Origin of the sequence: Wolbachia endosymbiont of Trichogramma kaykai, from assembly GCF_045765165.1 — a bacterium.
Lineage (GTDB): Bacteria > Pseudomonadota > Alphaproteobacteria > Rickettsiales > Anaplasmataceae > Wolbachia.
The window spans coordinates 20005-39728 of sequence record NZ_JBJJXK010000003.1; the positions used below are offsets into that span (position 1 = coordinate 20005).

A 19724-nucleotide genomic window follows, 5' to 3' on the forward strand; every position below is an offset into this window, starting at 1 on the left:
TAAACTTTGATTTGATAAAAGCAATTTTTCACTTATAGTTAAGAATAAACTGTCAAGGAGGTATTTTATGGGGTGTTGTAATAAAAAAAACAACAAACCAGTAGATCCCGATGTTAAACAATCAATTGAAACTACACTTAATGCTAAAGAATGGGTTAATCAATTAAAGTCATCAATTTTTTGTGGGACAAAAGGATTTTTAACTTTTAATTTGGCATTTTTGAGTTATTTAGAGTACAGCTTACACAATAATACAAAATTAAAAGAAGGCGCTGTTTTTGCAATGAAAAGGAACACTATCCCATTTTTCGAAATGGCTATCATAGTGCCATTTGTTTGTCTTGCATTACCATCTATGATAGGTGGGATGAACCTCATGCGTTGTGCGCTTATATGTGCTGTATTGATGATTGCCACGTGTTTTTTTGTGAGAACTACTTGTCAATTGCGTGAGAAATTAATGGAAAAGATCACTAACCATAGTAGAAAAGAAATAGATGAGCAATTTGAGGAAGACACTATAAAATTTCCTGTTTTTAATAGAAACAGACAGCATATTGAGTATAATTCTCCTAATCAAGGACAAATAATGAATGAAAGTCCTAGCTCTCTCTTTGTTAAGGTTTTACTTTTTCCGCTTATGGTCCCTTTGAAGGCCCTACAAAGCTGCATAATGATATCTTTGGCTGCTGTTCAACTTCTTGAAGCAGTGCCAAGTTTTTGTGTTGATGTGGTTTTCGATAGAGGCTTTGCATCTACAAAGAGTAACATGAAGAGATCTGCTCATCTACTGCATGCCAGTGTAAGAAATTTATTGCCTGTAACTAAACTTGATGAGTGTGTAGCTGATTTTATAGGCAAACCTGAAGAAAGGTGCTGTCAGTGAAGAAGGCAGTAATCTTATTTAACCTAGGAGGACCTGATTCATTAAGTGCGGTACGCCCTTTCTTATTTAATCTTTTTTACGATAAAAGAATAATAAATCTACCAAATCCTTTTCGCTTCCTTTTAGCAAAGTTTATCTCCAAAAGGCGAGAGAGTACTGCACAAGAAATATACGAGCACATTGGAGGTAAATCACCAATCTTGGAGAATACGAAAGCACAAGCTGATGCTTTAGAACTGAAATTAAATAAAAATGGAAACCATGTATATAAGATATTCATCTGCATGCGTTATTGGCATCCATTCGCTGATGAAGTTGTTAAAAGCGTAAAGCAATTCGACCCTGACGAAATCATTCTGTTACCACTATATCCGCAATATTCAACCACCACAACTCTATCATCCATCGAGAATTGGCAAAAAAATGCCAAACTGGAATGTAACACAAAAACAATTCACTATTATTATGACAATGAAGACTTTATTGAAGCTCATGTTAATCTGACGTCTAAATATCATAAATTAGCTAGCAAAATCGGTAAGCCAAGAGTCCTATTCTCGGCTCATAGCTTACCTCTTAGTATCATTAAAAAAGGCGACCCTTACGCTTCACAGATAGAAAAAACAGTAAAATTAATAGTAAAAAAATTGAATATTGAAGATCTTGATTGGGGAATATGTTATCAGAGTAAGGTTGGCCCTGTAAAATGGTTGGAGCCTAGCACTGAAAGTGAGCTATCACGCGCAAAAGACGATAATATACCTGTAGTTTTATCACCTATATCTTTTGTTTCCGAGCATTCTGAAACACTGGTTGAACTTGATATAGAGTATAAAGCAATTATCAAAGATGGATATTACTTTCGCGTACCAACTCTCAGTACTGATCTCTTATTTATCAAGTGCTTGGCCGATTTATGTTTAGATCACTCTCAAAGTACTGATTTATAGCACTTTTCTTTTTAGATTCTTATAGTATAATATTAAAAAGTTACTATTCTACTATCTACTTATGCCAAAAGGTAAGCCAAATACATTTATAGAAAGTATACATGACGCTCACAATCATGATATTAGAAAGATGTATTGTATTGCAGTAGGTTTAACAGGCATATTGTGTAAAATTTCATTGCAATTCTGTTGCGAGTTTATTGATAACAACAGATCCAATATTTGTACTATATTAGATATTTCTCAGTTCATAAAACTACCAGCATCAATAATACTTGCTCTTCACTTTGGTCTCAATTTAGCTGGATATAAATCTAAAAAACTTCAGAATGGTAAAGGGGGAAATGAACCTAAAAAACCAGTACAGGTTTTGGGTAGCTTAGCCTTCTTGGCAAACTGTGTAATAGGAATGTTGATGCAGACAAACATCGTTCATTTCTTAGCTAGAGACAACAAGGATGTAATAAGTTATATTAGCTTAACATCAGCAGCTCTATTTCTATTTTCAGAATGCATAAACTGTTATTATACATGGAAGAGGTATCTAGATAATAAGGATTCTGAAAAGTCTGCTAAATATGGTAAAGAAGTTATTTTTAGCACATTCGCTTTATCATTGGGCTTGTTAAGCTTCATATTAAAAAGAATGGAACTTCCAACCATACCAATAGACTTGGGTGGTGGAATAATCTATAATTTCAACTTAACCGTTACGGTTAGTTTGATGCTAAGCATAGCATATCTAGTATCAAACATCGATAAGTTTGTCAATCAACCTAATAATGGTACTGATCGTCCTACTGGACTTGATGACGCTCACCATATTCAGCATAATGGCAGCATTGTAGAAATTAATTATTAGAGATGAAAAGACTTAATTTCTACTGCCAATGCTAGCACTGCTAATTTGCTAACAATATTCCAAAGTGGCAAAGTTTTATTTTCTTGGCCGATGTCATAAAATTCACAGTCAGTGGAATTCAAGCTAGAATATACATCTTTCCTGCTATTACATCGGTATAAGTAACATGTTGGAGTATCTCCTATATAGTATATTAGCGGTTCTGCAGAACTACTTTTAAATATGTCAATAGTTGGTACACCTTCTTGCATAATAACACTATTGATTGCTATTCCTTCTTTTATCTTTTTCATTTTATGACGCTTTTTTTTATTGAGATTTAATATTTCCTTTCCACTTGTTGCTGTTATAATGCCCATTCCATATGTGCCATTGCTTGCTTTGATAAAAACGTAAGGTTGTGTTTTTATTTCATATTCCTCATATTTTTTTTGCACTAGAGATAATATTTGGTCAACTTTAGTCGCTACTGCTCCTAGTGATGAATCATCATTAAAGTCAACTCCATTACAGCTTTCTGTAAGCACAGAAATAAGCCATGGGTCGATTTTAAATTCTCCACAAAATTCGGACACTAATTTTTGATAGATTTCAAAATATTGAAATTTCTGCCTACTGTGCCAGCCATATAATGGACTTGGCACTATCTCTTGTTTTACGTTTTCTAGCGTGTCTGGAATGTGGCTCGTCATATCACGGTTCAGTATAACAACATCAGGCACAAATCCTGAAGTTGTCTTCAGCAAAGAGTTTTCTTTCACAACAGTTTCATACTGTTCTATTAAATTGTACGTTTCATTATGAAAGAGGCCAATTCTAGTTTCAAAACCTGCGAGTTGCAGTACCTGTTCTATGGCAAATACATTTTCTATATACATTTTATTTCGTGTGTAATTCTCCGGTATTATCAGGGCCTTCTTATATTGTTTTGTTTCGAAGTAGCTTTTTATCAATTTTGCTGCTATCCCTTTTGATACTTCACTTAGGTTATTAAACCCTGCAGGAAATAAATTGGCGTCTACTGGAGCAATTTTGTAGCCTGAATTCCTAAGATCTATAGAGCTATAAAATGGTAATGTAAAACCATTAAATTTTGTTTTGAACCAATTATTTATATCTTTTTCCAGATTTGGATGAATTATGTTTTGCATCTACACTTTAAATGTTATAAGAAAAGTACTATATTATAGGTTATAATCTTAATATAATATAACTAATTAAAATAACAAAAAAAAAATGATTCATCATGACAGCAGTAAAATGTATGGTACTACTATACTGTCAATTAGAAGAGACAAAAATGTAGTAGTCATAGGTGATGGGCAAGTCTCGCTAGGCCATACCGTTATAAAATCTGGAGCAAAAAAAGTTAGGCGTCTTTCTGGTGATTCCGTAGTTGCCGGTTTTGCTGGAGCAACAGCTGATGCATTTACTCTCTTCGAAAGGCTAGAATCTAAACTTGATAAGCACCCAGGACAGTTAATGAGAGCATGTGTTGAACTTGCAAAAGACTGGAGAATGGATAAATATCTAAGAAAATTAGAAGCTATGATGATCGTGGCAGACAAGTCCATTTCATTGGTCATTACAGGAACGGGTGATGTTCTTGAACCTGAAGATGGCATTTCAGCCATTGGCTCTGGAGGAAATTTTGCTTTATCTGCAGCAAAAGCTTTGATTGACGTTGAAGGAATATCAATAGAGGAGATTGCAAAAAAGGCTATGAAGATAGCTGCCGATATATGTGTTTATACAAACCATAATCTAATTATCGAAAAAATAGAGGAGTAATATGTCAAGAACTTTGTGTGCTAATTTTTCTAGTCAATCTGTAGTGGTTCAGTTTGATAATAATGATGACTGTAATGAGAAAAATAGCCTCTATAAAAATGAAGGTACAGGAAGTAGTAGCATTCAAAGCTCACAAGCTTTATTAGATGATCTACCACCACAGAAGATAGTTAAAGAATTAGACAGATTTATAATCGGGCAGGATGATGCAAAGCGTGCTGTTGCTATTGCACTCAGAAATCGTTGGCGTCGAAATAAAGTCCCACTTCCACTACGTGAAGAGATTATACCTAAGAATATACTCATGATAGGCCATACGGGAGTTGGTAAAACTGAAATAGCTCGCCGTTTAGCAAAGCTTGCTGGTGCACCTTTTATAAAAGTTGAAGCAACGAAATTTACTGAAATAGGATATGTTGGACGTGATGTTGACTCGATAATACGTGATTTAGTTGACGCAGCAATAGTTTTAGTTAAGGAAAAAGCACGTAAAGCCTTAACTAAAAAAGCTCTAGGTTTGGCTGAAAAGATAATAGTCAACTCAATGGTTGGTGAAGATGCAACCGAGGAAAGCAAAAAAGTTTTCAGAGAAAGACTGAGAAATAAGGAATTTGAAGATGGAGAAGTTTCTATTAACGTCAGGGAGAGCAAGGGTATGTTACCCACTTTTGATATACCTGGCATGCCAGGTGGGCAAATTGGTGTGATGAACGTAACAGAAATCGTGGGCAAGATGTTTAATGGGAGCAAAAAAACAAAAACTATTACAGTTAAAGTGAAGGAAGCACGTGAAATATTGATTAATGAAGAAAGCGAAAGGTTAATGGATGAAGACAAGATAGTCAAAGAAGCGATTGATCTTGTTAGCAATGAAGGTATAGTGTTTTTAGATGAAATAGATAAAATTGCAGCACGTACAGAAATAAAAGGTGAAGTCAACAGAGAAGGAGTGCAGCGCGATCTGTTACCATTACTTGAGGGAACAACTGTTTCAACTAAGTATGGCCCCATAAAAACAGACTATATATTATTTATTGCATCTGGTGCTTTTCATTTATCTAAGCCATCTGATCTTTTACCAGAATTACAGGGTAGATTGCCAATTAGAGTGGAACTTAAGGCACTTGCTCAAGAGGATCTAATAAAAATATTAAAGGAGCCAGAATCTAGTTTGTTAAAACAGTATATAGCGTTAATGAAAACGGAAAATGTAACACTTGAGTTTACTGATGATGGTATAGAGACTATAGCTGAAATAGCATTTACAGTTAATAGAGAAGTGGAAAATATAGGTGCAAGAAGACTTCATACTGTCATGGAGAAGCTTTTGGATGAAGTAAGTTTTATCGCTTCTGAAAAAAATAATGAAAAATTTGTTATAGATAGCAAATATGTAAGAGATAAACTAGAGTCAATTTCAAAGCAGCTTGATTTATCTAAATTTATACTTTAGAGGAAGACGACTTTAAGTAATATAGAGCATTCAAGAGGTTCTATTTTTTCTTACTTCGTAATTCTTTAAGCTATTTTTCAATAGTAGAATTCAAGCTTAAATCAATTATTGCAATATCACAATCTCTCCCTTTTGTTGACATATCAGTTAAAAGATCAGGTGGAGAAATAACTGTTCTTTTATTACCAGCTCTCATTCCTACAACTCCAAGTTCTATAGCAAGTGGTATTTTTTTGTCACCAACCTTAAACTGCACTATTTGATCTTTGATTATATACTCACCATTATGTCTCTTTATGCTATATTGAACTGATATCTCATCGCCACATTTTACTTGTTTTCCAGTTTTGTTAATTAAGTCATTAAAAATCATCAGGTTATTTACTGAATCGGGATATTTATCTTTTACTTCAATCAGTTTGATGTAATAAGAGTTAAAACTCATTTTGTTTTCATCAGCAGCAATAGTAACTACACGCTCCCCACCTTCTTTCATACCTATTACCCCTAAACTCACTTCTTTTAAGTAATCCTGACCTATTTTCAAATTGACATCAGTCGGAAGTAGCGTTGCTAGGTTGTTGGAGACTTTGTACATTTGTAGCAGAACCTCTTGGCCACAGAAAACTTTACTGCCACTGCCTTCAGTAATTTCATAAAAGTTTATCATCTCTTCTGCTTTTTGCTGTGTTATTTCTTCTAAATATTCTGCTAACCCATGCTTTTCAATATAACGATCAAGAGCTGATTCAAGTATCGGCCTGACCAAATAACTTGCTATCATCTGTGTCAAACCACCACGTGTAGCATTTATTTCGTAAAGCTTTTCCCTTCTCTCTGGTTTATCTTTGTTTATATAAACAATCGTAATTATAAAAGCAGAAGCTAAAGCGAAAATCATTACTACAGAGATAAACATTTGTAATATAATTTTTCTAACCATCTTTTTTTACTTGATTCAATAAATCATATAAGCCATTAGTATTACCTGAAAGCTTACCTAAATTATCTGAGGCCTGTTTAAAGAGACTATCTATATAATTTTCCATTTCATTTTTGCCAAGCACGGACATCAAATTGTTTGTTTTGTCTTGCTCATAATCTTCGATATCATCCTTGGATTGAAAAATAAGCCCTAGATTTATTCCATAGTTGTATAATGCTTCCCGCTCCTTGTCTGTACCGCCTCCTATTATAGCCCCTATTTCACACGAAGCTGCAAATAGTTTTGCAGTTTTCATCAAATGAATTTCTTTTATTTTGTCAAAATCTACACCTATATCTAAAATCTGCCCTCCCACCATTCCCTTCATTCCTATTGCTTGAGAGAGCACTTTTATGATCTCACAATTTAACAAAGATAATACCTCAAAAGCCAGGGTAAGTAATGCATCTCCGGCCAGTACTGCTGTTGCTTCACCAAATTTTTTGTGGCAGCTTGGCTGGCCTCTGCGGGTGTCACTGTTATCCATACATGGCAGATCATCGTGAATTAGGGAGTAAGCATGAATAAATTCAATTGCTGCTGCTGCTGTTATTGCTTTTTCAACCTTTATGTTGAATATCGACGAAGATGCTATAACTAAAAAAGAACGTATATGTTTTGCAGGAGCAAGAAGGACATAACGCATAGCTGATATAAGTCTATTCTCGCTATTTTCAGGTAAGAGCTTATTCACTTCTACAACAAGCAAATTTTTTGTTGTTTCATCTAGCATTTTTAAATTTATCAACTATCGAGTGCTAAGAGATAGGAAGCTTTCAATAGTTTATATAATCATAAAAGCTATTGCAAACATCAAAATTTCTTATAACATCAGAGAATAGGTTATTTTTTAGTAAGAAATGAGCGAATTAGCAAAAAGCACTAGGGAAGATATAGAAGAAAAAGTAAAGAAGATTATACTAGAGCACATCAGTAAGGATATAGAGGGATTTGGTAGTTCTTCAAAGCTTTCAGACCATGGCACAGATAGTTTAGATGCAGTTGAAATAATTATGGCAGCTGAAGAAGAGTTTGGTATAGAGATTCCTGACGAAGATGCGCAAAAAATGGAAACTATGGAACAGATAGTTGAATATATAGTAAACAAAGCAAACAATTGATGTTGAATGAGGAGAAGAGTAGTAGTTACCGGTGTTGGGTTAATTACTCCACTAGCAGCAGATGTTAATAACACCTGGTCAAAGCTGAAAGAAGGTAAATCTGGCATCAAAGCAATCAATATAGATAGGTTCGACTCTTCTGATCTTGCTTGTCGAGTTGCAGGGCAGGTGCCTGTGCAATCCGATAACATTGAGCATTATTTTAATCCACTAGATTATATTTTTGAGAAAGACCTAAAAAGAACAGATCGTTTTATTCACTACGGAATTGCAGCAGCTGTTCAAGCAGTAGAAGATTCACTAATTTTGGAAAGTAAAAACATTAATAAAGAGCGAATAGGTGTAGCTATTGGTTCTGGTATAGGTGGTCTTCCATCGATTCAGGAAAATGTAATTACCATGCAGGAGAAGGGGCCTAGACGTGTTAGCCCACTTTTTGTTCCTGCAAGTCTAATAAATTTGATATCTGGTCATATTTCTATTAAATACGAATTTATAGGTCCAAATGACTCAGCAGTAACTGCATGTGCAACAGGTGCGCATGCGATTATAAACTCAGCAAGAGCTATAAAACTCGGTGAAGCTGACATTATGATTGCAGGCGGAGCAGAAAGTGCGTTATGCAGAGTTGGAATTGCAGGTTTTGCATCGATGAAGGCGCTATCAACTAAATTCAATGATAATCCTGAAGAGGCCTCAAGGCCATGGGACGAAGAGCGTGATGGATTTGTCATGGGCGAAGGGGCAGGTGTATTAGTTCTGGAAGAATATGAACATGCAAAAAAAAGGGAAGCAAAAATATATGCAGAACTCACTGGATATGGGTTAACAGGAGATGCGCACCACATCACAGCACCACATCCAGAAGGAAGAGGCGCACTTAAGGCAATGGAACTTGCTTTAAGGAGTGCACAAGTAAGCCCAAGTCAAATTGGGTATATCAATGCACATGGGACTTCAACAACACTTGGGGATAAAGTTGAAGTAATAGCAATGAAGCAGTTATTCGGTGACTATGCCTATAAAATACCTGTTTCCTCGACTAAATCTTCTATAGGACATTTACTTGGTGCCGCAGGAAGTGTTGAAGCAATATTTAGTATCCTTGCATTAAACAATGGAATTGTTCCACCAACTTTAAACCTACACAAACCTTCAGAAGGGTGTGATTTAAATTTTGTACCACTTAAAGCTCAAGAGCATAAAATTCAATATGCGCTTTCTAATTCATTTGGTTTTGGTGGTACCAACGCGTCTCTCATCTTTGGAAAGGTGTAGTTAATTATGCTATTTTGAATCGACTACGAAAATTTCATTCGAGTAGCTAAAACTAGAATCCAGTTAAATTGGTCAGCATAAAAGTAATGTTGAAATATAACATTTTGATGATGATGAAGAAATGGATCCCAGTTTCAGCCACTCGAATGACAGAAGAAGAAAGATCAAAATTTTGCCTTTTACCGCTAACCTATTATACTTACTTGATAAGTTCTATCGCTTGATTAAATGCATAAAATATTAGTAAGAAGTAACCACAAGCCCTTGATTGGAAAAATAAAGATTAATGGTTCAAAGAATGCAGTCTTGCCAATAATGGCAGCAAGCTTGTTTAGTAATTCTTCAATAACTTTGCATAACGTACCTGATTTAATTGACGTGCATTTGATGTCTGAGCTGCTTAAGAGTCTTGGTGCAGAAGTAAATTTTATATGCAATAAAGACTATAAAGCAAATCACACTTTGGAAATTGACTGTAGCAATATCAATAACTATTTAATACCACATGAAATTGCAAGCAGAATGCGAGCATCTTTTTTAATGCTAGGTCCAATGCTCAGCAGATTTGGTAGAGTTTTAACAGTATTTCCTGGTGGATGTAATATTGGAAAACGTCCTGTTGACATTCATATTAAGGCACTTGAAGCAATGGGAGCTAAAATTGAAATTGATAGCTGTAATATAACTGCAACAACAAAGCGGAAATTGCAAGGCAAAGAAATAACATTTGAAAAAGTGAGTGTTGGTACAACAGAAAATATAATAATGGCAGCAACACTTGCAGAGGGAGTAACAATAATAAACAATGCTGCAATCGAGCCGGAAGTTCTTGATTTAATAGAGTTTCTGAAGATTATGGGTGCCAATATTGAAGTTAATAATACAAAAATCACAATAGAAGGTGTTGAAGCATTAAATGGGTGTGAGCATAAAATAATACCAGATCGCATAGAGGCCGGTACTTATGCTTTGGCTGCTGTCATTACCGACGGCGAGCTAAAGTTAGAAGGAGTAAGTTTGTCTGATATAGAATGTATTGCAAATGAATTGAAGACTATAGGAGCCAGAGTTGAGTTACATGATGATGGTATTATTATTTCTAGAAAAAATGGCTCTATTAAATCTGCTCACGTTGCAACAAATCCATATCCCAACTTTCCCAGTGATATGCAACCACAACTAATGTCTGCAATGTGCATTGCAGATGGAATATCAATCATTGAAGAGAACATTTTTGAAAGTAGATTTGCACATGCAAATGAGCTAAGAAAATTAGGCGCTAATATCAGCATCGAAAAAAGTAAAGCTACTATAAGTGGAACAAATAGCCTATATGGAGCTAATCTGCATGCCAATGACTTAAGGTCAACAGCAGCTTTAATTCTTGCTTCTTTGGTAGCTAAAGGAGAAACTACAATAAATAACTCACATCATTTATGGAGAGGCTATGAAGCGATGGACGAAAAACTCAATTCGTGTGGAGCCGATATTTCCTTGAGGACATGTTATGAATAAGCGAACTACAGTAAAAGAGATAGATGAAATTCTATACGAAGAACATAAGGTGTTAGATCATGGATTTGTTCGAGTAATTGATTATATGGGCTCTGATAGCGCCATAGTCCAAGCTGCTCGCGTTTCTTATGGAAAGGGCACGAAACAGATAAATCAAGATGAGGCGCTTATAAAATATTTGATGAGAAATCATCATACAACTCCATTTGAAATGTGTGAAATTAAGTTTCACGTGAAACTTCCAATTTTTATTGCAAGACAGTGGATAAGACATAGAACTGCAAATGTGAATGAATATTCCGGAAGGTATTCTATACTTGATAATGAATTTTATATACCAGAACAGGTTGCAAAACAATCTGATAATAATAAACAAGGCAGCGGTGAAGCTTTTGACTCAAGTGCTTCAAAAGAAATAATAGATTCTCTAATAAATGATTCTAATTTAGTATATTCTCATTATGAGAAATTTATTCAACAGGGCCTTGCAAGGGAAATTGCCCGAACCAATCTAACACTTAATTACTATACTCAGTTTTATTGGAAAATAGATTTACACAACCTTCTTCACTTTTTAAGGCTTAGAGCCGATCAGCACGCCCAATATGAAATTAGAGTCTATGCAGAAGTTATGTTGGACATAGTGAAGAAATGGGTCCCGCTGGCCTATAATGCTTTTGTTGAATATTCGCTAAAATCAGCCTGCATTTCAAAAACTGGTCTTGAAATAATTCGCAAGCTAATAAAAGGAGAAAATGTTGCGAGAGAAGAAAGTGGCATTGGTAAAAGAGAATGGAATGAGCTGATGTCTATACTTGGTAAATAGCCAAAAAGATCGAGTTATGTCCTTTCACATACTTGCAGGTGTGAGCAACAATTTATTCGTACCTTTATCAGCTGATATATCAATTATTTTTGAATTTATTCTTTCCATTGTTTCGTAAAGCTTTTCGGCTTTCTTTAACATTAGTGTTGCATTTCTAAGCATAATATAAACTTGGCAATAATCTGCAAAATTTTCAATATACATATCATATGAATAACGGTTTACAGCAAGTTCCATTACCCTACAAACTTCCTCTAATGTAAAATTGGTAGCTCCTGTATCAGGACAAAAGCCAACCGCTCCTTTATTAGGGTCAAAAAATATGTATTTATCATTCTCTGCTTTATATACCAACATAGAATACCCCTCATCCTCAATGACATCTTCTTCATTACAAGCATAGCAAAAATAACTAAATTCTAAGTAGCATCCTATCTCTACATCATTTAACGCACATTTGATTTGTTCTTGCTCAGTATAGATCTATAGTTCTATTGAAGATAAATTATTATTTAATTCCTTATATATTATGTCATCATAATAAAATTGATCTCCTTCTCGCTTTTCAATGCTCTGAACATCAAGAATAGGTAAGAATTGCGATAAAAACTGCATCATTAATAACTTTTTCGTTTGTTCTTTTTTTTCATCAATATAATTCATAAAATCTTGTTCAGATATGATATTATCAGACTCGAGAAATGCAACAAAATCTTTCCTATTCTCTAATTTTACAAAAGTAATAAAGTAACTTAATGAGTGATATAGCCCTTTTTTTTGGGATCAAAATCTAAAATTTCTTCAAATCTATCTTTTAATTGTACAATTTAGGTATACTATCTGACATAAAAGTATTCAAATTAAATTCAATAGCTTTCTCACTTTCAAATAACTTATTATATTGTTCTTCAGCTGATAAATCCGGTGCTTTGTATACATATCTACCATTTCTCTACGTATACCTTCTATATCTTTAATTATACCTTGTTCTACATTTTTACTGATAGAAATTTGGTGCTTTCCTTTATTGCCAAGTTGATTTAAAAACTCCGCAATTTTCTGTTTTGAGATTCTTATTTCAACTTGTCCATTTTCTCTATCTTCAGTTTTACAAAACACTTTAACTCTAGGATGTTCCTTATCAGTATAGACTTTTAATACAATAGATTGAGCAATGCGATTAACATATTTTGGCATATTATTTATTATATAAAAAAGTAAATTACATAGTAGGTGGTGTCATGCAAGTAGCTGACACTGGGATGGCTTTGTTGCATCACTCTTCGGATAATAGGTAACGTGGAATAAATTCATGAAGCTATCTCAAATTTAGCCATACCTATATCAGTAAATATGTTCAATAAGTAGCACTTAATTAACAGCTCTTTTTCATGATTTACCTCTGATTTATTTTTCAAGCTAAACACAAATATTTGCTTCAACCTATAGAAAAAGACTTCAATATAAGACCGTGCTCCATACTTAATTTTTTTCTTCCATTCATTAATACCATCTTCATAATTCTCATATGACCTAATTCTACTAATATACTCGTTTCCTTCTGATAAGTAATCAGCTAAACAAATTTTAGTATCCTTTCTAGGGCGAATAATAGGCACAATATTGTATTTTCTGCATTCTTTATACACACTTTTTATATCATAAGCCGCATCTGCTCGAATAGAACAAATATTATACTTATCACTGACTTCTTCTCACATATCACAGACCGGCAAATAGTCTACAGCAACACTACTAGTGTAGTTCATGCTTATTGCTTTCTTATCATTCACGTTTAAAACAACATGTAGTTTTCTTACTTGACCATAACCACTGTATTTTCTTTTTCGAGTATTAAGCTTACTGTGCCCACCGTTATTATTGTAGATACTAACTCTAGTGCTATCTACGGCAATTTCAATATTTTCAAAATCATCTTTATTGGCTCTATTGTCATCAATCTTCAAATTAAGCTTTTTAAATCTTCTGGAAGCTTGTGTATAGCTGATAATCTTAAGTTTTTTTGCCTATTTGTACCATATAACCTTTTACAAAACCTACAGCTTGCCTCAAGCCAATTCTAAAAAGATGAACTATTATGTGTATTAAAATCACAACCTTATCACTATAAGTAGTATTGCCACCTGCAACTTTTGGACTATTTTCATACCAATTTTCTATAGCTTGATTAACAAAATGAAAAATATTTCCTCTTTTTTTTGAGAAATTCGTTATATTCTCTTTGGTTGCTTACTCTCACTTTTTACAGCATAAGTTATGCTTGTTTGGAAAATGCCTATTCTACAACAAAATTCGTTAGTAGTCATATATTGAAAAGCTTTTCTTCTTACAATAACCTCTACCAACACTAGCTATGCAACAAAGCCAGCCCGGTATAGATGGATTAAAAGGAGATATTGGTCCTAAAGGATTAGACGGAGCTATGGGAATAAAAGGTGATACGGGTGAAAAAGGAGAACCAGGTGCGAATGGGTTGCAAGGACCTAAAGGTCAAGTTGGTAGATCTGGTCTTAAGGGTATGCCAGGTCCACAAGGTCCAAAAGGAGATACCGGAGCTCCAGGTGCGAATGAATTGACAGGTTCCAAGGGAGAAGATGGAATAGGTGCTACATTAGCTGATCAGTTTTTACGTGAGATAAGAAAAGCAAAAAATGAAACTCTGGATGCTAAAAAAGCAGAAGAGGCAGCTAAAAATGCTTCAGAAGGTTTTGCTAAACAAGCTAAAGATACGGAAGATAAGGTTAAAATACTACACAATTAAACAGCAAATCTTACAGGAGAAGCTGAAGATTCTGCTGATCAAGCACTTCAATCCGCAGAAAATGCGGAAGAGTTTCATAGTAGCGCAAAAGATATGTTTTGACAACAAATCCTGCAGATCAAGTTTGTAGTGCACGCAGAAGAAGGAGGGAAACTAAAAAATCATCAGTGACAAGCGGAGCAAGCAGACCAACTTCATTTATATCTCAAGTAATAAATTTCTTTTACCCTGCGATAGGACAGGACGAATATAAAGTAAAAAATGAAATACAGGAAGTGGCAAAATAATAGATGCAGCAGATGTTGTAACAAAATTTGAAGAAGTATTGGGAGCAACAGCTTTGAAATGTGGCATTTCAAAGAAAAGTCTAAATTTTGATCCAGTGGAACTGCAGTCAACTATTATCAATAAGTCATTCTAGTAAATGTTGTTTGCTTTTAAAGATCATATGGAAAAAAAGATTAAAAGACAATGAGCAGCAAAGAGCTTTCGTTAATACTGAAAATAGTGGCAAATAATGAGCAGCCAAGGAGTTTTATGAGTTATGTCTCTCCTCCTAGTAGCCTCAGTGCTATTAATCAGCAAGTTGTCGGTTATTTAAGGTAATATCATGGAAAAACATATATTTAAAATAGAGGATAAAAACCCGCTCTATAAAAAATTGATTAAACTTCCTGATGAATATTATATATTAAACAAAAATAGTAAGGTTATCTATTCACATATTGGTACAATTAAAGTAGAGAATATTAATGGTTTAAAGTTAAAGAAGCAGGGAGATAAAATATCTTTATACGAAGGAATTTTACCCCTGCAGGCAGAAAGATCTGATGAAAGTGGAAACTCTATTAAAGAGGATCTTATTGTAGAACAAGAAGCTATAATAAGTACAAATAGAAACAACATTATAGAAAAGCTTGAATCAAAACCTATCTTGATTTTGCTTTACAACATAAAAGATAGTCCTGACTTTGGCCTCAAATTGTCTGGTAGAGATATAACTGGAGTACTCAATTGTATCAATTTAAACGATGAAAATGACCCAGTACTACAAAAAATTCAAGAAGAAAAAGGTGGACTTTATTTTACAATAGAAGGTGATTATATCTATATATCAGATGAAGAAGGAAAACGTCTTCCAGTATGTGAAGATGGTAGTTGCTATAAGTAGCAATACACAAAAAATGAACATGATATATTAGAAATCAGTGAGATATCAACAATAATAAAAAAACTTAACTAAAACTGAGCAATGCAGTGCATCGGAAGCAACAGCTAAGGCAGAGCAGAATTTTACTTTGCAGCAAGGAGAGAAGTTATCGGACAATATCTATCAAGCAGATATCATGTTAAACGTTAAACTTGTGGCTACTTTACCGAAAATAGGTTACTGCATGCTTGATGACCAATTGGTCATACATAATCACGTTACAGAAGAAGAGATAAAAATTCCTAGAGACTTTCATTATCTTAAAGTAGTCAAGTCCAGTAGTAATGATGATTATCAATTAACGTTTTGTAATTTCTTAGGTAATAGGTAATAAGTTTTTGAACATAAAAAGTACGATTCTCAATACTCAAATGTTCCAAATAAATATCAATTATATAAGTTTAAACTGTATGAAAAAGGAATATAAGCCAGATTTCTGGAAGTTACTTAACGATAAACCATCGTTTTTTATTGTGAAAGGAACTACTAATCAAGATTCTTCAGGCCACTGCCCAGCTGATGTATTTGAATTAACAAAAAGTGGAAAAGGTAAGAAAATGACTACATTAATTGATCAATTTGGCTCTTTCAATAAAGAGGGTAAGTTCCAGTATTGTGATTACCATACAAAAGCAGACTACAATGTTTATGATTCTTATAAAATTAATAAAGAGTAAAAAACAACAGATGAATTTCTCTTCAATGATGACATAGTCCTTTATACTATTCCAGAGATATTTTAATCGCATACAAGGTATATTATAATTGTTTCAATTAATTGTTTTTAAAATTGAATCCAGTAGACTTTCAAGCAGCGTAAATGTATTCTTTTTAGTTTAGATTCGCTAGCATTTTACCGCTCGTTAGTACAGCAGTGGTTTTGTAATAGAACACAAGCTACAAAAACTTAAGGAAAAATGGGTCAGTGCTTGACACTGGCATCTAGTTCTTTCCATCAAAAATGATGTAAAGTGTTCACCAATTTAGTTGGATACCAGTACTGATATGATATTATGAAGACCTAGCAGTTTATGACGGTGTCATTCCAGTCTGGAATCCAGCTTTTTTGTAATTTTATTAAAAATATTGCATAGTTATTTGTTCAAAATTAATTCTTCTGGATCCCAGTACTCGGATGATAAGAAAAGAAACACTGGTTTCAATATTTGCATGCATCTGAACAGATACAGATGGCTAAAATATTGAAGAAAGTATAGGCGTCAAAGTGTAATAGTTTAGATTTGATCTGACAGATTAATAAAGTAAGATAAAAATATAAATAAATTTTAAAGGAGTGTCAGACATGAGTACAACACAAGAAAAAATACTAGAACCAAAGTTGGGGTTGCTAGAACTTGCAAAGCAATTAGGAAATGTATCCCAAGCGTGTAAAGTAATGGGATATTCAAGGGATACATTTTACCGCTTCAAAGAGCTATATGAAACAGGAGGGGAAAAGCATTATATGAGATAAACAAAAGCAAACCATTACTTACCAATAGAGTACCAAAGGATACAAAAGAAGCAGTAGTTAAAATAGCAGTAGAGTTTCCAGCATATGGACAAGAAAGAGCAGCTAATGAATTAAAGAAAAAAGGAATTCTAATATCTGCTAGTGGTATAAGGTCAATATGGCAAAGAAACGATCTCGAAAATTTTAAAAAGAGATTGAAAGCCCTGGAAGCAAAGGTGGTCCAAGACGGTATAATTTTAACGGAGGAGCAAGTTGCTGCTTTAGAAAAAAAACTAGGGAACAAAAAGAAGCCAATGGCGAAATTGAGACACAACACCCTGGATACTTAGGTAGTCAAGATACCTATTATGTAGGCAATATCAAAGGTATTCGAAGAATTTATCAACAAACTTTTATTGACACCTACTCTAGAGTGGCCTTCGCTAAGCTTTATACGGAGAAAACTGCTATCACAGCTGCAGATCTTCTCAATGATAGAGTTATACCATTTTTTGATGAACAGAAAGTTCCATTGCTACGCATTTTAACTGATCGTGGTACAGAGTATTGTGGTAAACCAGGTAGTCATGCGTACCTGTTATATTTGGGAGTAGAAAATATTGATCATTCTAGAACCAAAGCTTATTCTCCACAAACTAATGGTATATGTCAAAGGTTTCATAGAACTATGCAAGATGAATGTTACAATATTATCTTTAGGAAAAAGATTTATAGTACTTTGGAGGAGCTTCAGTTAGATGTCGTCATTGGTTGCATTCTTATAACAGAGATAGAACTCATTCCAGTAAGTATTGCTATGCCTATGCAGACCTTTTTTGATAGTATGAGTATTGCTTACCAAAAAAAAAATATTGATAACATTAAAACAGATTCTGATATCAGTTTTGAACTCGTCAATTCTTCTGTCAGATCAAGTCTAAATTATTATACACAGCAATTGCATTGTCAGGTGTTCTAATAGCAAAAGCACTTTCTGCAACTGTAATAGTTACAGCTGAGTCAAAACCCCTCTACACCAATAGCAGTGGATAAAACTGCAGCTATAGCGCTAGTAGTTGGCAGTGCCATATATGCATTGTCCAAGCCTGATACTCAAGTTGATAAACCAGTCTTAACAAATGGACAGCAAGAAACTGCTGGCGCTAGTAGGGTTGCCTAGCGCATATTTGACCTAGCTGCATAAACACTGATCATAGGAAATGACATTACAGGGAGACTGGAATAACGTAGGAGAGAGCGCTGACAACTTTCGTTTAGGCAAGATTATATCTTGAAAAAATTAAGCTTTAGTGCTATTAAATAGTTGTAAATTTTGTTTCTTTGGTAGCTTTATGAATGTTGAAAGTGAGAAAATACATGATACTAAAATAAAATTACCAATATTTCTCGATTATCAATCTACTACTAAAGTAGATCCTCGTGTTTTAGAGGTGATGATACCTTATTTTGGTGAGTTTAGTAATGCACACTCTCGTAGCCATTCATTTGGTTGGACAGCTGAGGAAGCAGTAGAAAAAGCAAGGAAGCACATTGCTGACTTAGTGAATGCAGACAGCAAAGAAATCGTCTTTACCTCGGGTGCAACCGAATCAAATAACATGGCTATCAAAGGTGTTGCTCATTTTTATCAGAATAAGGGAAATCATATAATAACTGTCTGCACAGAGCATAAGTGCGTTTTAGATTCTTGTCGACATCTGGAAAATGAAGGCTTTAAAGTTACATATTTGTCTGTTAAGCAAAACGGAATTATAGATTTGTTGAAACTTGAGGAGGCAATCACTGATAAAACAATTCTGATTTCAGTGATGATGGCAAATAATGAAATCGGAGTAATGCAACCTGTCAAAGAAATTGGTGCAATGTGTAGAAAGCATAATATATTTTTTCATACAGACGCTGCCCAAAGCTTTGGAAAAGTTCCAATAGACGTAAATGAAATTAACATTGATCTTATGAGCCTTTCTAGCCATAAGATTTATGGACCTATGGGAATAGGTGCATTATATGTCCGTAGAAAAAATCCTCGTGTTAGGTTGACGCCAATAATTAGTGGTGGTGGGCAGGAGAGAGGCATGCGCTCTGGAACAATTCCTACTCCCCTTGCAGTTGGTTTTGGTGAAGCGGCACGTATCGCTAAAGAAGAAATGGAAATAGAAGCAAGCAAATTAGAAGAGTTGAGAGATATTTTGTACAATAAAATAAAAGAGGTATTTCCTGATGTTGTTTTAAATGGTGACTACGAAAATAGGATTCCAGGTAACCTTAACCTAAGTTTTCCTTATGTTGAGGGTGAGTCTCTTATCATGGCAATTAAGGATTTAGCAGTAAGCTCTGGTTCTGCATGCACATCCGCATCTCTTGAACCTTCTTATGTCATAAGATCACTAAACAATGGCCACGATCTTGAGCATTCATCAATTAGATTTGGCCTTGGCCGATTTACAACTAAAGATGAAGTTCTATACGCAGCAGATCTTGTTACTAAAAATGTTGGACGGCTAAGAGAGATGAGTCCTCTTTTGGAAATGGTACAAGAGGGAATAGATTTAAGCACCGTAAAATGGGACTCTCATTGAAGAATAAGACGT

The 19724-nt window shown here is 34.3% G+C and carries 22 protein-coding genes and 2 pseudogenes; 17 read left to right on the top strand and 7 right to left on the bottom strand.

What is annotated here, in order from left to right:
- The first annotated feature begins 67 nt into the window (after positions 1-67).
- From wTKK_RS01945 to wTKK_RS01955, 3 genes are all read left to right on the top strand, one after another.
- Positions 68-886, top strand: coding sequence for a hypothetical protein (locus wTKK_RS01945; protein ID WP_407511757.1), 819 nt, complete (start codon positions 68-70; stop codon positions 884-886).
- Positions 883-1836, top strand: coding sequence for a ferrochelatase (gene hemH, locus wTKK_RS01950; protein WP_407511758.1), 954 nt, complete (start codon positions 883-885; stop codon positions 1834-1836). The genes wTKK_RS01945 and hemH overlap by 4 nt, the downstream gene beginning before the upstream one ends.
- Before the next feature lie 61 nt (positions 1837-1897).
- Complete coding sequence (locus wTKK_RS01955; protein WP_407511759.1) at positions 1898-2698, top strand: hypothetical protein; 801 nt, start codon at positions 1898-1900, stop codon at positions 2696-2698.
- On the opposite strand, the gene gshA is transcribed toward wTKK_RS01955, so the two are convergent.
- Positions 2695-3849, bottom strand: coding sequence for a glutamate--cysteine ligase (gshA, locus tag wTKK_RS01960; protein WP_407511760.1), 1155 nt, complete (start codon positions 3847-3849; stop codon positions 2695-2697). The two genes, wTKK_RS01955 and gshA, sit on opposite strands and share 4 nt — an antisense overlap.
- An 85-nt stretch (positions 3850-3934) precedes the next feature.
- On the opposite strand from gshA, the gene hslV reads away from it, so the two are divergent.
- Both hslV and hslU read left to right on the top strand, forming a co-directional pair.
- Positions 3935-4489, top strand: coding sequence for an ATP-dependent protease subunit HslV (hslV, locus tag wTKK_RS01965; RefSeq protein ID WP_407511761.1), 555 nt, complete (start codon positions 3935-3937; stop codon positions 4487-4489).
- Between the two features lies 1 nt (position 4490).
- Positions 4491-5942, top strand: a complete 1452-nt coding sequence (hslU, locus tag wTKK_RS01970; protein WP_407511763.1) for an ATP-dependent protease ATPase subunit HslU — start codon at positions 4491-4493, stop codon at positions 5940-5942.
- 70 nt (positions 5943-6012) lie between these two features.
- Here the strand turns inward: hslU and wTKK_RS01975 are convergent, their stop codons facing one another.
- Both wTKK_RS01975 and wTKK_RS01980 read right to left on the bottom strand, forming a co-directional pair.
- Positions 6013-6885, bottom strand: coding sequence for an FKBP-type peptidyl-prolyl cis-trans isomerase (locus wTKK_RS01975; protein WP_407511764.1), 873 nt, complete (start codon positions 6883-6885; stop codon positions 6013-6015).
- Entirely contained in the window at positions 6878-7660 is a 783-nt protein-coding gene (locus wTKK_RS01980; protein ID WP_407511765.1) for a polyprenyl synthetase family protein, read from the bottom strand. The genes wTKK_RS01975 and wTKK_RS01980 overlap by 8 nt, the downstream gene beginning before the upstream one ends.
- Before the next feature lie 127 nt (positions 7661-7787).
- Here wTKK_RS01980 and acpP point away from each other — a divergent pair, with 127 nt between their 5' ends.
- The 4 genes from acpP to thyX all read left to right on the top strand — a co-directional run bounded on the left by acpP (position 7788) and on the right by thyX (position 11667).
- Positions 7788-8048 carry an acyl carrier protein gene (acpP, locus tag wTKK_RS01985; RefSeq protein ID WP_407511766.1) on the top strand — a complete coding sequence of 87 codons (261 nt, stop codon included), beginning with the start codon at positions 7788-7790 and terminating at the stop codon, positions 8046-8048.
- Positions 8049-8054: 6 nt separating this feature from the next.
- A complete protein-coding gene (gene fabF / locus wTKK_RS01990; protein WP_407511767.1) occupies positions 8055-9326 on the top strand; it encodes a beta-ketoacyl-ACP synthase II in 1272 nt (423 codons plus the stop codon).
- A 228-nt stretch (positions 9327-9554) separates the two neighbouring features.
- The gene (gene murA / locus wTKK_RS01995) at positions 9555-10841 is read left to right on the top strand and encodes a UDP-N-acetylglucosamine 1-carboxyvinyltransferase (RefSeq protein ID WP_407511768.1); all 1287 of its coding nucleotides are present in this window, start codon (positions 9555-9557) and stop codon (positions 10839-10841) included.
- Positions 10834-11667 carry an FAD-dependent thymidylate synthase gene (gene thyX / locus wTKK_RS02000; RefSeq protein WP_407511769.1) on the top strand — a complete coding sequence of 278 codons (834 nt, stop codon included), beginning with the start codon at positions 10834-10836 and terminating at the stop codon, positions 11665-11667. Before murA ends, thyX begins: the two co-directional genes overlap by 8 nt.
- A gap of 24 nt (positions 11668-11691) precedes the next feature.
- On the opposite strand, the gene wTKK_RS02005 is transcribed toward thyX, so the two are convergent.
- The 4 genes and pseudogenes from wTKK_RS02005 to wTKK_RS06225 form a co-directional block, all read right to left on the bottom strand.
- Entirely contained in the window at positions 11692-12024 is a 333-nt protein-coding gene (locus wTKK_RS02005; RefSeq protein ID WP_407511770.1) for a hypothetical protein, read from the bottom strand.
- A 126-nt stretch (positions 12025-12150) separates the two neighbouring features.
- Positions 12151-12330, bottom strand: a complete 180-nt coding sequence (locus wTKK_RS02010) for a hypothetical protein (RefSeq protein ID WP_407511771.1) — start codon at positions 12328-12330, stop codon at positions 12151-12153.
- A gap of 192 nt (positions 12331-12522) precedes the next feature.
- Positions 12523-12864, bottom strand: coding sequence for a hypothetical protein (locus tag wTKK_RS02015; protein WP_407511773.1), 342 nt, complete (start codon positions 12862-12864; stop codon positions 12523-12525).
- A gap of 113 nt (positions 12865-12977) precedes the next feature.
- A pseudogene (locus tag wTKK_RS06225) lies at positions 12978-13927 on the bottom strand (IS5 family transposase).
- A 114-nt stretch (positions 13928-14041) separates the two neighbouring features.
- Here wTKK_RS06225 and wTKK_RS02035 point away from each other — a divergent pair.
- The 8 genes and pseudogenes from wTKK_RS02035 to wTKK_RS02070 all read left to right on the top strand — a co-directional run bounded on the left by wTKK_RS02035 (position 14042) and on the right by wTKK_RS02070 (position 19712).
- Positions 14042-14449, top strand: coding sequence for a hypothetical protein (locus wTKK_RS02035; protein ID WP_407511774.1), 408 nt, complete (start codon positions 14042-14044; stop codon positions 14447-14449).
- 98 nt (positions 14450-14547) lie between these two features.
- On the top strand, positions 14548-14736 hold the full coding sequence (locus tag wTKK_RS02040; protein ID WP_407511775.1) for a hypothetical protein: 189 nt from the start codon (positions 14548-14550) through the stop codon (positions 14734-14736).
- Positions 14737-15059: 323 nt separating this feature from the next.
- Positions 15060-15620: a hypothetical protein gene (locus wTKK_RS02045; RefSeq protein ID WP_407511777.1), complete on the top strand. Its 561-nt coding sequence runs from the start codon at positions 15060-15062 to the stop codon at positions 15618-15620.
- A 127-nt stretch (positions 15621-15747) separates the two neighbouring features.
- A complete protein-coding gene (locus wTKK_RS02050) occupies positions 15748-15990 on the top strand; it encodes a hypothetical protein (protein WP_407511779.1) in 243 nt (80 codons plus the stop codon).
- A 79-nt stretch (positions 15991-16069) separates the two neighbouring features.
- Positions 16070-16336: a hypothetical protein gene (locus tag wTKK_RS02055; RefSeq protein ID WP_407511781.1), complete on the top strand. Its 267-nt coding sequence runs from the start codon at positions 16070-16072 to the stop codon at positions 16334-16336.
- Between the two features lie 626 nt (positions 16337-16962).
- Positions 16963-18091 (top strand): annotated as a pseudogene (locus wTKK_RS02060) (IS481 family transposase).
- A 66-nt stretch (positions 18092-18157) separates the two neighbouring features.
- Entirely contained in the window at positions 18158-18292 is a 135-nt protein-coding gene (locus wTKK_RS02065; protein WP_407511782.1) for a hypothetical protein, read from the top strand.
- 172 nt (positions 18293-18464) lie between these two features.
- The gene (locus tag wTKK_RS02070) at positions 18465-19712 is read left to right on the top strand and encodes an IscS subfamily cysteine desulfurase (protein WP_407511783.1); all 1248 of its coding nucleotides are present in this window, start codon (positions 18465-18467) and stop codon (positions 19710-19712) included.
- The last annotated feature ends 12 nt before the right edge of the window (positions 19713-19724 follow it).